Raw genomic sequence first — 14,540 nt, 5'->3', positions numbered from 1 at the left:
GGCGGGGGCTTGCTCCCGATGAGGCCCTAAGCCTCACGCAAAACAAGAGGCAGCCTCAGTATATGCCGCATTTTCGATCCAGCCGGAAGCCCGCACAATCGCCCCATGACAACCTTCCTCGCGTTCTACCAAAGCCTCGGTCCCACCCTGACAATGCTGGTCATCGGCACTTTCCTGCTGGCCGGCACGGTCAAGGGCGTTATCGGCCTCGGCCTGCCCACCGTCGCCATGGGCCTGCTCGGTCTGACTATGTTGCCGGCGCAGGCTGCCGCGCTGCTGATCATTCCCTCCATGGTGACCAACCTCTGGCAACTGGCGTTCGGCGGCCACTTGAGTGCGCTGCTCAAGCGTCTATGGCCGATGCTCTTGCTGATTTTCCTCGGCACCGGGCTGGGCACGCTGTGGCTGGGTATGGGCGCCGAGCAATGGGTGGTGCGCGCACTGGGCGCGGCGTTGTTGATTTACGCGCTCAGCGGCCTGTGCCTGCCCACGTTCAAAATGGCGCCGCGCACCGAGCGCTGGCTGGCGCCGTTATGCGGTTTGATCACCGGCCTCATCACCTCGGCCACCGGCGTCTTCGTGATTCCGGCGGTGCCTTGTCTGCAGGCGCTCGGCCTGAGTCGCGACCAGTTGGTGCAGGCGCTGGGGTTGTCGTTCAGCGTGTCGACCCTGGCGCTGGCCGCAGGCCTGGCCTGGCACGGCACTCTTGGCACTGGCGAAATCAGCGCCTCTTTGCTGGCACTGCTGCCCGCGCTGCTGGGGATGTGGCTGGGGCAGGCGCTGCGCCAACGCATCAGTGGGGTGCTGTTCAAGCGGGCGTTCTTCATCGGCATGGCACTGCTGGGCGCCCACCTGCTGATCAGCGGATGAATTCAAGAATAACGTTCCATTCGTGCGTTCTGGTCAACTGTATTTTGCCGCGCCGCCGCTTATTCCGAGTGGGCGATATCGATAGCCTGACGGCCTGTATTGATAACCCTCAGGATCCCCTCCCATGAAAAAAGTACTCCTGCTCAACGGTGGCAAAAAATTCGCCCATTCCGATGGCCGCTACAACGCCACCCTGCATGACGCCGCCGTGGCCGTGCTCGACCGTGGCGGCCTTGACGTCAAGGTGACCCACATCGACGACGGCTATGACGTTGCCGAAGAAGTCGCCAAGTTCCTCTGGGCCGATGTGATCATCTATCAGATGCCCGGTTGGTGGATGGGCGCGCCATGGATCGTCAAGAAATACATCGACGAAGTCTTTACCGAAGGCCACGGCAGCCTCTACGCCAGCGATGGTCGTACCCGCTCCGATGCCTCGCAAAAGTACGGCAGCGGCGGCCTGATCCAGGGCAAACGCTACATGCTGTCGCTGACCTGGAACGCGCCGCAGCAGGCCTTTGACGATCCGGCCGACTTCTTCGAAGCCAAGGGCGTGGATGCGGTGTACTTTCCGTTCCACAAGGCCAATGCGTTTCTCGGCATGAGCGCCTTGCCGACGTTCCTCTGCGTGGATGTGATGAAACGCCCGGCCATCGAAGCCGACGTGGCGCGCTACGAACAGCATCTGGCGCAGGTGTTGGGCCTGTCGGTGTAAGCTTGCGTCGACCGATCACGAGGACAGCCCCTTGAAAGCCCGATCCGATGAGCTACAGATCTTCGTCAGCGTGATCGAGTGCGGCTCGATTTCCGCGGCGGCCGAGCAGGCCGGGCAGACGCCCTCGGCGGTCAGCCGCACGCTCTCGCGGCTGGAGGCCAAGCTCGACACCACGCTGATCAACCGCACCACGCGGCGCATGGACCTGACGGAAGAGGGCCGGTACTTCTTCGAACAGGCCAAGCGGATCCTGGCGCAGATGGATGAGCTGGAGGAGCACCTGTCGTCGCGCCAGAAAACCCCGGCCGGGCGGCTGCGGGTCAATGCAGCGGTGCCGTTCATGCTGCATGGGATCGTGCCGTACATTGCCGAGTTTCGAGCCTTGTACCCGCAGATCCAGCTGGAGCTCAACAGCGATGACCTGATCATCGACCTGCTGCAACACAGCGCCGACATTGCCATACGCATCGGTGCCCTGGCCGACTCGACCCTGCATGCGCGCGCCCTTGGCTGCACGCCGCTGCAGGTGCTGGCCAGCCCGGAATACCTCACGCGACACGGCACGCCGGCCAGTGTCGCCGACCTGGCGCGGCACACCTTGCTGGGCTTCAGCCAGACCGAGACCCTCAACCACTGGCCCCTGCGCCATGTGGAGGGCGACCGATGGCTGATCCAGCCGGCCATTGTCGCGTCCAGCGGCGAAACCGTGCGGCATCTGGCGTTGCAGGGGCAGGGCATTGGCTGCCTGTCGAACTTCATGACTGGCGAAGACATCAGCGCCGGGCGCCTGGTGCCGGTGCTGGAGGCGTTCAACAGTGGGTATCGCCAGCCGATCCACGCGGTGTTCTACCGCAACTCGCAACTGGCGCTGCGCATTCAGTGCTTCCTGGATTTTATCCAGGCCAAGCTGGCGCGCTATGCCTGCTGACCGGCGGTGAACACCGCCCAATGTGGGAGCGGGATTGCCCGCGAAAGGCGCGCTTTGGGGCACCTGTCGTCACACTTCACTGGCCCCTCCGAGCACATTTCCGTACCATCCCCCGCCTGATCCCCCGCAACTCCCTGGTACCTCCATGACCTTCACCCGTTTGCGCGCCGACGCCCTGGCCGGCCTCACTACGTCTTTCGCATTGCTGCCCGAGTGCATCGCCTTTGCGCTGGTGGCCCATCTCAACCCGCTGATGGGCCTGTATGGCGCCTTCATCATCTGCACCCTCACCGCGTTGTTCGGCGGTCGGCCCGGCATGGTGTCCGGTGCGGCAGGCTCGATGGCGGTGGTGATCGTCGCGCTGGTGGTGCAACACGGCGTGCAGTACCTGCTGGCCACGGTGCTGCTCGGCGGGTTGATCATGGTCGCCTTTGGCGTGTTGCGCCTGGGCAAGCTGGTGCGCATGGTGCCGCATTCGGTGATGCTGGGGTTCGTCAATGGCCTGGCGATCATCATTGCGCTGGCGCAACTGGAGCATTTCAAGCGGGGTGAACACTGGCTCAGCGGCACGCCGCTGTACGTGATGATCGGCCTGGTGGCGGCGACAATGGCGATTGTCTACCTGCTGCCACGCTTGACGCGCGCGGTACCGCCGGCGCTGGTGGCGATCCTCGGCGTGGGCCTGGCGGTGTACCTGCTCGGCCTGCCCACCCGTACCCTGGGCGACATGGCCCACATCGCCGGCGGCCTGCCGACCTTTGCGCTGCCGCAGATCCCCTGGACCCTGGAAACCCTCACCATCATCGCGCCCTATGCGTTCCTGATGGCGATGGTTGGCCTGCTGGAAACCCTGCTCACCCTGAACCTCACCGACGAAATCACCGAGACCCGTGGCTACCCGGACCGCGAAAGCGTGGCCCTGGGGGCTGCGAACATGGTCTCGGGCCTGTTCGGCGGCATGGGCGGCTGCGCGATGATCGGGCAAACCGTGATCAACCTCAGTTCCGGCGGGCGCGGGCGGTTCTCCGGGGTGTTTGCCGGGGTGATGATTCTGTTGTTCATTCTGTTTCTGTCACCCTTGATCGAGCGCATCCCGCTGGCGGCGCTGGTGGGGGTGATGTTCGTGGTGTCCCAGCAGACCTTCGCCTGGGCATCCTTGCGGGTGATCAACAAGGTGCCGGTCAATGATGTGCTGGTGATCATTGCGGTGACGGTGATCACGGTGTTCACCGACCTCGCCACGGCCGTGCTGTGCGGCATCGTGATCGCGGCGCTGAATTTCGCCTGGCAGCAGGCCCGTGAGTTGTATGCCGATGAGCACCTGGAGGCGGATGGCAGCAAGCTGTATCGGCTGCACGGCACCTTGTTCTTTGCCTCGACCACACCATTTCTGAACCGTTTCGACCCGGCCAACGACCCGGCTCAGGTGACGCTCGATTGCCGTCACCTGAGCTTTGTCGACTATTCAGCGATAGCCGCGCTGATGACCCTGCGCGAGCGCTACACCAAGGCCGGCAAGCATGTGCGGGTGCTGCACCTGTCGGAACGCTGCAAGAAGCTGCTCAAGCGAGCGAAGGTGCATCACGATTGAGCGTGTTTATGGCCCAACCCGTTATGGCCCAACCAGGCCTTCGAGTTCCTGGGCGCGGGTCTGGGTCATGTCCAGCACGCAGCCGGAGCCGTTGACCTGATCGATGGTGCCGCCGGTGGCGCTGCCGACGAAGGCGCAATTGGCGTCGCGGTACTGTATCCACAGGCGCTGCACGTCCTGCAGTTGCTTCTTGCGTTCACCTTCCTGAGCGCCCATTGCGGTCTTGTAGGCCCTGTTCAGGCGCGCATCCTGCACCTTGGTTTCCTTGACATTGCACGTGACCATCGCGAGGGTCGTTTCGGCGCTGTCCATGCATTTTTTCAACGCAGGATTGTCGGCGGCTGAAGCGGTGCCGCAAAGCGCCACAAGCAGGGCGCTGACGGCAAAGGATGTACGAATCATGATCGGGTTCCTGGGCTTGAGTGGAGTCGCAGTCTATGACTCGCAGACAGCGCTTGAGTTTCGGGCACGTCCGAGCGAGCTGTAAGCCCACCTCCTGGCGAATTTTCTTGGTGGGTTTTCGCCTCTATAGTGGGCGCTCTTTTACACGGAGCAGTCGCCATGCACTTAGGAAAAGTCATCCCCATCCTGCGCAGTTTCGACGAGGCCAAGGCGTTGGAATTCTACGTCGACTTCCTGGGGTTCAAGGTCGATTGGCAGCATCGGTTCGAAGCGAATTATCCGCTGTACCTGCAGGTATCGCTGGGGGAGTGTGTGCTGCATTTGTCCGAGCACCATGGCGATGCGTCGCCGGGGGCGGCGGTGCGGATTCAGGCGCAAGGGGTGGACGCTTACCAGCAGCAGTTGCAGGCCAAAGACTACCGTTTTGCCAAGCCCGGAATTGAGCAAACGCCCTGGGGCTCGCGGGAGATGAGCATCAAGGACCCGTTTGGGAATCGGCTGGTGTTTGTCGAGGAAGGCGAGGGCTGAGTTGTCAATAGCAGGCAATAAAAAACCGCCTTGGTCAGGCGGTTTTTTGTAGAGAGCCGCCTCGGTTAACCCAGAGGCGGCTTTTTGCATTGTTAAACGCGGAAGTGACTGACCATCTGCTGCAACTGGCTGCCCAATCGCGCCAGTTCCACGCTCGATTTGGCTGTCTCGTTGCTTGCCGTGGCGGTCTGTTCCGACACGTCGCGCACATTCACGATACTGCGGCTGATCTCTTCGGCCACCGCACTTTGCTGTTCGGCCGCCGCGGCAATCTGCTGGTTCATCGACTGAATGTTCGACACCGTGCGGGTGATGTTTTCCAGCGACACACCGGCCTTGCGCGTCAGCTCGACGCTGCTGTCGGTGAGGCTGCGGCTGTTGTTCATCACGTTGGCCACTTGCTGGGTACCGTTCTGCAAACCGGCAACCAGGCCTTCGATTTCCTCGGTGGATTTTTGCGTGCGTTGGGCCAGGCCACGCACTTCGTCGGCCACTACCGCAAACCCGCGACCGGCTTCACCGGCACGCGCTGCTTCAATCGCCGCGTTGAGTGCCAGCAGGTTGGTCTGTTCGGCCACGGCCTTGATCACGTCCATCACGCTGCCGATCTTGTTGCTCTCTTGTTGCAGGTGCGACATGGCGTCGGTGGAGCGTGCCACTTCGGCGGCGAGGCGTTCGATCTGGGCGATGGCTTCGGCCACCACCTTGTCGCCGGCGCGGGCCTGGCCATCGGCATCGGCGGCGGCCAGTGACGCCTGCTCGGCGTTACGCGCCACTTCCTGCACAGTGGCAGTCATTTCATGCATGGCGGTGGCGACCTGATCGGTCTCGATCTTCTGGCTGTTGACCCCGGCGCTGGTCTGTTCGGTCACGGCCGACAGTTCTTCGGCAGCGCTGGCGATCTGGGTCACACCGTCGCGAATGCCGCTGATCAGCTCACGCAGGGTGGTGCCCATGCGCTGGATGCCCTGTTGCAGCACCCCCAGTTCATCCCGGCGGGTGACCTGGATGTTGTGGCTCAAGTCGCCGGAGGCAATGCGCTCGACCACGGCAAGGGTTTCCTGCAGCGGGCGGGTGATCTGGCGAGTGATGACCAGCGCCGCAATGATGCCAACCAGCAGGGCCAGCAGCGTGCTGATCAACTGCAGGCTCCGGGCCTGGGCGCTTTCGGCGTCACGACGTTGCAGTTGAATCTCGTAGAGTTTCTCGCTGATCGTGACGATATCGGCGCCCTGGGTGGTCATCTCGGCGCGGGCGCTGACGATGTTGGCATTCGCTGCCTTGTAGCTTTGCACGGCGCTGCGATAGGCACCCAGCGCGGTTTCCAGGGAACTCAGCGCGGTTTGCTGGCTGCTGCCAAAGGCGGCGCTGAGGTTCTTCAGGCTGCTGATGGCCTTTTCGATCTGCGCGGCAGCACGGGCCTCGGTCTCTGCGTTGACGTTGTTGGTGTAACCACGCACTTCGTAACGCGCCTGCTGGAGTTCGGTCTTGGCGTTGACCACGGCCTGGTATTGGGTGAAGCGCTCGGGGCTGTCGGGCATCTGCTGCACGCCGGCTTCAAGGGCGTTGATCTGCGCGTTGGCGATGTCGGCCTTGTCCCCCATCATTTCGCGTGCAGCGTTGCCGTTGCGGTAGGCCTCGCGCATCTTGTTCAGCGACTGCTGGTAGGCGGTGATCACGGTTTTCTGCGCATTGAGCAGCTTGAGGTTTTCCGGGCTCTTGAAGCTGTCGAGCAGCTTTTGCTGCTGGGCGGTGAAGGCTTCCAGGCTGGTCTGCACGTTTTGTGCGACGGCCTCGTCACCATTGGCCAGCATATATTGCAGGCGCACGATGCGCAGTTTGGTCAGGGAGGCATTGAGCTGGGTGATATCGCTCATCCAGTTGCTGCGGTCGATCAGGCCGCCCAGGCTGGTCCAGCCGGTGAATGCCAGGATGGACGTGAGGACAAGCACCAGGCCGAAGCCCAGGCCGAGTTTGAGGTTTACGCTGATGTTACCGAACCAGCTGTTCATCGATTGCTCCGCAAGAAAAAATGTCTGTCTGCTGGACGATGTTGTTTTTTGAGCCAGCCAAGGTGTAGCTCTCTATCGGCGGCGAGAAAAAAATCTGTAGGGTTTTTATCTGCGATGCGAAGAAATAGCACTAAAAGGGTGCGACGATGCTCCGCCAGGGCGCATCCCCAGGTGCCCGTATTATGCTAGTCTGCGGGCCCTTTTAATTTGGACGGCGCGGCAAATCGCGTGGTCCTGCAGCGGAGCCTCTTCATGTCCGACGTTAATCTGTCCACCGACGAAACCCGTGTCAGCTACGGTATCGGCCGTCAGTTGGGCGACCAACTGCGCGACAACCCGCCACCGGGCGTCAGCCTGGACGCCATCCTGGCCGGCTTGACCGAAGCGTTCGCAGGCAAGCCAAGCCGCGTCGACCAGGAGCAAATGGCCGCCAGCTTCAAGGTCATCCGCGAAATCATGCAAGCCGAAGCGGCTGCCAAGGCTGAAGCGGCCGCTGGCGCTGGTCTGGCATTCCTGGCTGAAAACGCCAAGCGTGACGGCATCACGACTCTGGCGTCCGGCCTGCAATTCGAAGTGCTGACCCAGGGTGAAGGCGCCAAACCGACCCGTGAAGACCAGGTGCGTACTCACTACCACGGCACTCTGATCGACGGCACTGTGTTCGACAGCTCCTACGAGCGCGGCCAGCCTGCAGAATTCCCGGTAGGCGGCGTGATCGCCGGTTGGACCGAAGCCCTGCAACTGATGAATGCCGGCAGCAAATGGCGCCTGTACGTGCCGAGCGAGCTGGCTTACGGCGCTCAAGGCGTTGGCAGCATTGCGCCGCACAGCGTACTGGTATTCGACGTCGAGCTGCTCGACGTTCTGTAAGACCTGCTTTGGTTTCAAGTGGGAGCTGGCTTGCCTGCGATGGCATCACCTCGGTGCTTCAGACCGAGTTACCGCATCGCAGGCAAGCCCGGCTCCCACATAAAGCGCAGCATCCCGTGTCTGGCTCACGGATGAAACCTGCCATGCAGCTCCGTCGCCGGGCGCAATGCCCGCGCATAGCAGAACAGAAACAGGTTGCGCACCACTTCCTTCAACACACCCGGTTCACTCGAACTCAGGCCGTTTACGTCCAGGTCGCCCTGGTCCTGCAGCTCATTGAGCGCTTCTTCTTCCAGCACCGCACAGACTTCGCCGGTTTCCCGATGGAGGATTCGCAGGTAGGGATGTGGGCGGTCCAGCCAGGCATCGATCAAATAAGTCATGGTTCATTCTCCTTGATGGGTTTCAATGAGAATAATTCTTATTCGCTGAATAGCAAGGGCCTATTGGCAATTTGTGTGTTTTTCTGTGGGGGTATTGAGCTGAGTCAGCAAACAGGGCGAAACGCCATCCCGCAGTGGCTGCGGGATGGCGGCAGCAAGTTCAGACCTTGCGCACGAACTCGGACTTGAGTTTCATCGGGCCGATACCGTCGATCTTGCAATCGATATCGTGATCGCCGTCACACAGGCGGATGTTCTTGACCTTGGTGCCGACCTTGACCACCAGCGAGGTGCCCTTGACCTTGAGGTCCTTGATCACGGTGATGGTGTCGCCGTCCTGCAGGACATTGCCCACAGCATCTTTCTTCACCGTGTCATCGCTGGCCGCATCGGCTTCGCCCGTGGCGGACCACTCATGGGCACACTCAGGGCAGATCAGTTGGGTGCCGTCTTCGTAGGTGAATTCGGAATTGCATTTCGGGCAGGGTGGCAACGTGCTCACTAAAGCTCCTCAAGGGTCAGGGATGGCTAAAAGTCGCACATTATATAGGGTTTATTGGCGAGTGCGGGACAGTGAGTTGGCAATGGGATCTAAATGTGGGAGCGGGCTCCCACACAAACCCACTACGCCAATCGTCTTTAGTGCGTACGGGCTACCGCAAACTCGCTCAGCTCGACCAGGGCATCCCGGTATTCGCTGGCTGGCAGAGCTTCCAGGCACTGGATGGCACGGGCCACGTAGTCGCGCGCCAGCTGTGCGGTGTACTCCAGGGAGCCCGAGGCTTCTACCGCAGCACGGATAGCTTCGAGGTCTTCGATCCCGCCTTTCTGAATCGCCTTGCGCACCAGTGCCGCCTGTTCCGGCGTACCTTCACGCATGGTGTAGATCAGCGGCAGCGTCGGCTTGCCCTCGGCCAGGTCGTCACCGACGTTCTTGCCCAGGGTTTCAGCGTCGCCGCGGTAGTCGAGCAGGTCGTCCACCAGTTGGAACGCCACGCCCAGATGGTCTCCAAAGGTACGCAGGGCCTCGGCCTGTTCGGCTGTTGCACCACACAACGCCGCGGCGCTGTGGGTCGAGGCTTCGAAGAGCATCGCGGTCTTGCCGCGAATCACTTCCATATAGGTTTCTTCGGTGGTGCTGGCGTCGCGCACTTTGGACAATTGCAATACTTCGCCTTCAGCGATGATGCGCGTGGCCTGTGAAAGAATCTTCATCACCGGCATCGAGCCCAGCTCGACCATCATTTCGAACGAGCGCGAGTACAGGAAATCGCCCACCAGCACGCTCGGCGCGTTGCCCCACATCGCGTTCGCGGTCTCGCGCCCACGGCGCATGCCGGACATGTCGACCACGTCGTCATGCAGCAGGGTGGCGGTGTGCAGGAATTCAATAGTGGCGGCCAGCAGGCGCAGGTCATCGCCTTCGCGACCCAGCGCCTTGCCGCACAGCAACACTAATAAAGGACGCAGGCGTTTGCCTCCGGCCGACGTAATATAGTCGCCAATTTTGGAGACCAGCGGCACTTTCGAGGTGAGCTGCTGCTTGATGATGCCGTCGACGGCGCTAAAATCGTCCGCCACCGCGCGGTAGAAAGCTTGGGGTTGCATCAGCGACAGTCGCTCCAGAAGGGTTGCGCGGCATGCTAGGACCCTGACCCCCGGGTGTCAAGGCGCGATAGACGGCCCCTTGCAAGCCTCCTATAGCTTGCGTACAATCGCGCACCCTGAACTTCCTGGGCAGCACCTGCCTTACGCAATTGCATTCGGGACGTCCATCCCATGCAGCCATGCCAGCCAATACCTCTTCTTATAAAGCGCTGGGTGAGCAGGATTATCGGAGAAATACCATGTCGTACGCAGTAATTGTTACTGGTGGCAAGCAATACAAAGTCGCCCCAGGTGAATACCTGAAGATCGAAAAACTGGAAATCGCCACTGGCGAATCCGTGACGTTTGATCGCGTTCTGTTGGTCGCCAATGGCGATGACGTGAACATCGGCGCTCCAGTTGTTGCTGGCGCTACCGTTGTGGCTGAAGTGATCTCCCAAGGTCGTCACGATAAAGTCCGCATCATCAAGTTCCGTCGTCGTAAGCACCACATGAAGCGTATGGGCCACCGCCAGTGGTACACCGAGATCAAAATCACCGGTATTCAGGCTTAATTTCAGCCTAATTCCTCACTAGGAGAATTGACTCATGGCACACAAAAAAGCTGGTGGTAGTACCCGTAACGGTCGCGACTCAGAAGCCAAACGCCTTGGCGTGAAGATGTATGGCGGCCAGAAAATCATTCCGGGCAACATCATCGTGCGTCAGCGCGGCACCCAATTCCACGCCGGTTACGGTGTTGGCATGGGCAAGGATCACACCCTCTTCGCGAAAATCGAAGGCGTGATCAAGTTTGAAGTAAAAGGCGCGTTCAACCGCCGTTACGTGAGCGTTGTCGCCGCTTAATTGCGCGATCGCTGGAAAAGCCCTGTCTCGCGACGGGGCTTTTTCGTTTATGGGGTGAGTCTCTTGCAAAGCTGTTTGTGATGGGCTCCGGGGCTGGATTTGCGGTCGCTGATTGAGGTCGCTACGCTCATTTTTGCAAGAGTCTTATGTCTTGGTTTCTTAAGCTCGTCCGTGCGGCGAGAGGCGTTTTGTTATGAAGTTCGTTGATGAAGTTTCCATCCGAGTAAAAGCAGGCGACGGCGGTAACGGTTGCATGAGTTTCCGTCGCGAAAAATTCATTGAAAACGGTGGCCCAAACGGCGGTGATGGCGGTGACGGCGGTTCCATCTACATGATGGCCGACGAAAACCTCAACACCCTGGTCGACTACCGTTACACCCGGCACTTCGATGCCGAGCGTGGCTCCAACGGCGGCAGCACCGACTGCACCGGTAAAAAAGGCGAAGACCTGGTACTGCGCGTTCCGGTCGGCACCACCATTATCGACTCGGCCACCCAGGAAGTGATTGGCGACCTGACCAAAGCCGGCCAGAAGCTGATGGTCGTACAGGGCGGCTGGCACGGTCTGGGTAATACCCGATTCAAGTCCAGCACCAACCGTGCGCCGCGCCAGACCACGCCGGGCAAGCCGGGCGAGCAGCGCGACCTCAAGCTGGAAATGAAAGTACTGGCGGACGTGGGCCTGCTGGGCCTGCCGAACGCCGGCAAAAGTACCTTCATCCGCTCGGTCTCGGCCGCCAAGCCGAAAGTCGCCGACTACCCGTTCACCACCCTGGTGCCAAACCTGGGCGTGGTCAGCGTCGACCGCTGGAAGAGCTTTGTGATCGCCGACATCCCCGGCCTGATCGAAGGCGCTTCCGATGGCGCAGGCCTGGGCATTCGCTTCCTCAAGCATTTGTCGCGCACCCGGTTGCTGCTGCACCTCGTCGACATGGCGCCGCTGGATGAAACCAGTGCTGCGGATGCTGCCGAAGTGATCGTCAGCGAACTGACCAAGTTCAGCCCGGCGCTGGCCGAGCGTGATCGCTGGCTGGTGCTGAACAAGTGCGACCAGATCCTTGAAGAAGAGCACGAGGAGCGCGTCAAGGAAATCGTCGACCGCCTGGAATGGGAAGGTCCGGTCTACGTGATCTCGGCCATTGCCAAAGAAGGCACCGAGCGCCTGACCCGCGACATCATGCGCTACCTGGAAGACCGTGCCGACCGCCTGGCGGCCGATCCGGTGTTCAAGGCAGAGCTCGCCGAGCTCGATCAGCAGATCGAAGACGAAGCCCGCGCCCAGCTGCAGGCCCTGGACGACCAGCGTGCCCTGCGCCGCAGCGGCGTGAAGTCGGTCCATGACATCGGCGACGACGATTGGGACGAAGAAGACGTGGATGATGAGGACGGTCCGGAAATCATTTACGTGCGCGACTGATTCGTTGCGATAAACTTGAACGCCGCTCCTTATAGAGCGGCGTTTTAGTATCCGGGTATAACGTTATGGGCGGCGCTGGGTCGCGTGCAGCCCTCACTCTAAGGTTGAAGATGATGCGGAGCAAAGTGACAGGCGCGCAGCGCTGGGTCGTGAAGATCGGCAGTGCGCTGCTGACGGCGGATGGCAAGGGGCTGGATCGCGCAGCAATGAGCGTCTGGGTCGAGCAGATGGTGGCCTTGCATGAAGCGGGCGTGGAGTTGGTGCTGGTGTCCTCAGGCGCCGTTGCCGCCGGCATGAGCCGCCTTGGCTGGACCGCGCGACCCAGCGCGATGCACGAACTGCAAGCCGCCGCTGCCATCGGCCAGATGGGCCTGGTGCAGGCCTGGGAGTCGAGCTTTGCCGAGCACGGCCGTCATACGGCGCAGATCCTGCTGACCCACGACGACCTGTCCGACCGCAAGCGCTACCTCAACGCCCGCAGCACCTTGCGCGCGCTGGTGGAGCTCAAGGTAATCCCGGTGATCAACGAGAACGACACGGTAGTCACCGACGAAATCCGTTTCGGCGACAACGACACGTTGGCCGCGCTGGTCGCCAACCTGGTCGAAGCTGACCTGCTGGTGATCCTGACCGACCGCGACGGCATGTTCGACGCCGACCCGCGCAACAACCCTGACGCGCAGCTTATTTATGAAGCGCGCGCGGACGACCCCGCGCTGGACGCGGTTGCCGGCAGCGTCGGCGGCGCACTGGGCCGTGGCGGCATGCAGACCAAGCTGCGCGCCGCACGCCTGGCGGCGCGTTCCGGTGCCCACACCATCATCGTTGGCGGGCGCCTCGAACGCGTGCTGGATCGCCTCAAGGCGGGCGAGCGCATCGGCACGCTGCTGTCGCCGGAGCGCGGCATGCTGGCAGCGCGCAAGCAGTGGCTGGCGGGGCATTTGCAAACCCGTGGCACCCTGGTGCTGGACGCCGGTGCGGTCTCGGCGTTGTCCCAGGGCAACAAGAGCCTGCTGCCGGTGGGCGTCAAACGGGTGCAGGGCAGCTTCCGCCGTGGCGAGATGGTGGTGTGTGTCGCGCCTGACGGTCGCGAAATTGCTCGCGGGCTGGCCAACTACAGTGCCCTGGAAGCGCAGAAGATTATTGGACAATCGTCCGACGCCATTGTCGGATTATTGGGTTACATGGCCGAACCGGAACTGGTTCACCGCGACAACCTGATCCTGGTTTAACCAAAGGAATACACGATGCGTTTAATGAAGTGCGTACTCGGCTTGTTGTTGCTCACACCGCTGGTGGCCTCAGCCGAAGAAATCGCCCAGGTGTCGACGGTGTTCAAGTTTGTCGGCCCCAACGACCGTATCGTTGTCGAAGCCTTTGACGACCCCAAGGTCGACGGCGTGACCTGCTACCTGTCCCGCGCCAAGACCGGCGGCGTGAAGGGCGGCCTGGGCCTGGCCGAAGACCGCGCCGAAGCCTCGATCGCCTGCCGTCAAGTCGGCCCGATCCACTTCAAGGGCGATCTCAAGGATGGCGACGAGGTGTTCAAGGAGCGCACCTCGCTGGTGTTCAAGACCATGCAGGTGGTGCGCTTCCTCGACAAGAAGCGCAATACCCTGGTGTACCTGGTCTACAGCGACCGCCTGATCGAGGGCAGCCCGCAGAATGCGGTCACTGCGATTCCGATTCTGCCGTGGCCGACCGCTCAGTAACCGGCGGGCGAGTTTTGTCAGCGGTGTCTATGATTGCAGGCTCGCGGTCTGTAATCTCGAACCTGTGCAACGCAAAGAACATGGATATCTGGAGTTCGTCATGAGTGCTTTCCACGACCTGAAACTCAAAGCTTTGGACGGTCAAGAACTGCCGCTGGCACCCTTCAAGGGGCAGGTGGTGCTGGTGGTCAACGTGGCCTCCAAATGTGGTTTGACCCCGCAGTACGCGGCGCTGGAAAACCTTTATCAGCACTACAAGGACCTCGGGTTCACCGTGCTGGGCCTGCCGTGCAACCAGTTTGCGGGGCAGGAGCCGGGCACCGACGAAGAAATCAGCCAGTTCTGCAGCCTGAACTACGGCGTTACGTTTCCCCTGGGCAGCAAACTCGACGTGAACGGCCCCGAGCGTCACCAGTTGTATCGCTTGCTGGCGGGCGAGGGCGCCGAGTTTCCTGGGGATATCACCTGGAATTTCGAGAAATTCCTGTTGGGCAAAGATGGGCGCGTGCTGGCGCGTTTCTCGCCGCGTACCCCGCCGGAAGACCCGGCAATCGTCCAGGCCATCGAAAAAGCCCTGAGCTGAGTCACAGACTCCGCTCACTTCTGGCCCTCAATCACTCAGATCAATAGTGCTGTGCGGCGCACGCTCCGGACCATA

At 61.3% G+C, this 14,540-nt stretch carries 17 protein-coding genes; 12 read left to right on the top strand and 5 right to left on the bottom strand.

The genetic code is table 11. From position 1 onward, the window contains the following. The first annotated feature begins 105 nt into the window (after positions 1-105). The 4 genes from JOE32_RS12990 (at position 106) to JOE32_RS12975 (ending at position 4,104) form a co-directional block, all read left to right on the top strand. Positions 106-870 (top strand): sulfite exporter TauE/SafE family protein, encoded by a 765-nt coding sequence (locus JOE32_RS12990; protein WP_209984775.1) that lies wholly within the window; start codon positions 106-108, stop codon positions 868-870. A gap of 124 nt (positions 871-994) precedes the next feature. After that, the gene (locus JOE32_RS12985) at positions 995-1,585 is read left to right on the top strand and encodes an NAD(P)H-dependent oxidoreductase (protein ID WP_209984773.1); all 591 of its coding nucleotides are present in this window, start codon (positions 995-997) and stop codon (positions 1,583-1,585) included. Positions 1,586-1,616: 31 nt separating this feature from the next. Then, the gene (locus tag JOE32_RS12980; protein WP_209984770.1) at positions 1,617-2,513 is read left to right on the top strand and encodes a LysR family transcriptional regulator; all 897 of its coding nucleotides are present in this window, start codon (positions 1,617-1,619) and stop codon (positions 2,511-2,513) included. Positions 2,514-2,658: 145 nt separating this feature from the next. Next, a complete protein-coding gene (locus JOE32_RS12975) occupies positions 2,659-4,104 on the top strand; it encodes a SulP family inorganic anion transporter (RefSeq protein WP_209984767.1) in 1,446 nt (481 codons plus the stop codon). A 21-nt stretch (positions 4,105-4,125) separates the two neighbouring features. Here the strand turns inward: JOE32_RS12975 and JOE32_RS12970 are convergent, their stop codons facing one another. After that, positions 4,126-4,506 carry a lysozyme inhibitor LprI family protein gene (locus tag JOE32_RS12970; RefSeq protein WP_209984764.1) on the bottom strand — a complete coding sequence of 127 codons (381 nt, stop codon included), beginning with the start codon at positions 4,504-4,506 and terminating at the stop codon, positions 4,126-4,128. A 159-nt stretch (positions 4,507-4,665) separates the two neighbouring features. On the opposite strand from JOE32_RS12970, the gene JOE32_RS12965 reads away from it, so the two are divergent. Beyond that, positions 4,666-5,034 (top strand): glyoxalase superfamily protein, encoded by a 369-nt coding sequence (locus JOE32_RS12965; protein ID WP_209984761.1) that lies wholly within the window; start codon positions 4,666-4,668, stop codon positions 5,032-5,034. A gap of 92 nt (positions 5,035-5,126) precedes the next feature. Here JOE32_RS12965 and JOE32_RS12960 read toward each other — a convergent pair whose 3' ends face one another. After that, positions 5,127-7,046 carry a methyl-accepting chemotaxis protein gene (locus tag JOE32_RS12960; protein ID WP_209984758.1) on the bottom strand — a complete coding sequence of 640 codons (1,920 nt, stop codon included), beginning with the start codon at positions 7,044-7,046 and terminating at the stop codon, positions 5,127-5,129. A gap of 252 nt (positions 7,047-7,298) precedes the next feature. Between JOE32_RS12960 and JOE32_RS12955 the strand changes: the two genes are divergently transcribed. Beyond that, positions 7,299-7,916 carry an FKBP-type peptidyl-prolyl cis-trans isomerase gene (locus JOE32_RS12955; protein WP_209984755.1) on the top strand — a complete coding sequence of 206 codons (618 nt, stop codon included), beginning with the start codon at positions 7,299-7,301 and terminating at the stop codon, positions 7,914-7,916. Positions 7,917-8,041: 125 nt separating this feature from the next. On the opposite strand, the gene JOE32_RS12950 is transcribed toward JOE32_RS12955, so the two are convergent. From JOE32_RS12950 to JOE32_RS12940, 3 genes are all read right to left on the bottom strand, one after another. Continuing rightward, the gene (locus JOE32_RS12950; RefSeq protein ID WP_209984752.1) at positions 8,042-8,299 is read right to left on the bottom strand and encodes a hypothetical protein; all 258 of its coding nucleotides are present in this window, start codon (positions 8,297-8,299) and stop codon (positions 8,042-8,044) included. Positions 8,300-8,459: 160 nt separating this feature from the next. Beyond that, the gene (locus JOE32_RS12945; protein WP_209984749.1) at positions 8,460-8,801 is read right to left on the bottom strand and encodes a zinc ribbon domain-containing protein YjdM; all 342 of its coding nucleotides are present in this window, start codon (positions 8,799-8,801) and stop codon (positions 8,460-8,462) included. Positions 8,802-8,938: 137 nt separating this feature from the next. Further along, on the bottom strand, positions 8,939-9,907 hold the full coding sequence (locus tag JOE32_RS12940; RefSeq protein WP_015372944.1) for a polyprenyl synthetase family protein: 969 nt from the start codon (positions 9,905-9,907) through the stop codon (positions 8,939-8,941). A 239-nt stretch (positions 9,908-10,146) separates the two neighbouring features. Between JOE32_RS12940 and rplU the strand changes: the two genes are divergently transcribed. From rplU to JOE32_RS12910, 6 genes are all read left to right on the top strand, one after another. Continuing rightward, positions 10,147-10,461: a 50S ribosomal protein L21 gene (rplU, locus tag JOE32_RS12935; RefSeq protein WP_003176051.1), complete on the top strand. Its 315-nt coding sequence runs from the start codon at positions 10,147-10,149 to the stop codon at positions 10,459-10,461. A gap of 34 nt (positions 10,462-10,495) precedes the next feature. After that, complete coding sequence (gene rpmA / locus JOE32_RS12930) at positions 10,496-10,753, top strand: 50S ribosomal protein L27 (RefSeq protein WP_003176049.1); 258 nt, start codon at positions 10,496-10,498, stop codon at positions 10,751-10,753. Between the two features lie 193 nt (positions 10,754-10,946). Continuing rightward, positions 10,947-12,170 carry an Obg family GTPase CgtA gene (gene cgtA / locus JOE32_RS12925; protein ID WP_003230855.1) on the top strand — a complete coding sequence of 408 codons (1,224 nt, stop codon included), beginning with the start codon at positions 10,947-10,949 and terminating at the stop codon, positions 12,168-12,170. Positions 12,171-12,283: 113 nt separating this feature from the next. Beyond that, positions 12,284-13,402: a glutamate 5-kinase gene (proB, locus tag JOE32_RS12920; RefSeq protein ID WP_209990505.1), complete on the top strand. Its 1,119-nt coding sequence runs from the start codon at positions 12,284-12,286 to the stop codon at positions 13,400-13,402. A gap of 15 nt (positions 13,403-13,417) precedes the next feature. Further along, on the top strand, positions 13,418-13,882 hold the full coding sequence (locus JOE32_RS12915; RefSeq protein WP_032869812.1) for a CreA family protein: 465 nt from the start codon (positions 13,418-13,420) through the stop codon (positions 13,880-13,882). A gap of 100 nt (positions 13,883-13,982) precedes the next feature. Continuing rightward, a complete protein-coding gene (locus JOE32_RS12910) occupies positions 13,983-14,465 on the top strand; it encodes a glutathione peroxidase (protein WP_209984746.1) in 483 nt (160 codons plus the stop codon). The last annotated feature ends 75 nt before the right edge of the window (positions 14,466-14,540 follow it).

Origin of the sequence: Pseudomonas sp. PvP025 (genome assembly GCF_017832155.1) — a bacterium.
Lineage (GTDB): Bacteria > Pseudomonadota > Gammaproteobacteria > Pseudomonadales > Pseudomonadaceae > Aquipseudomonas.
The sequence above is the reverse complement of the archived record's forward strand: the minus strand, read 5'-3'. Positions and strand labels throughout refer to the sequence as shown.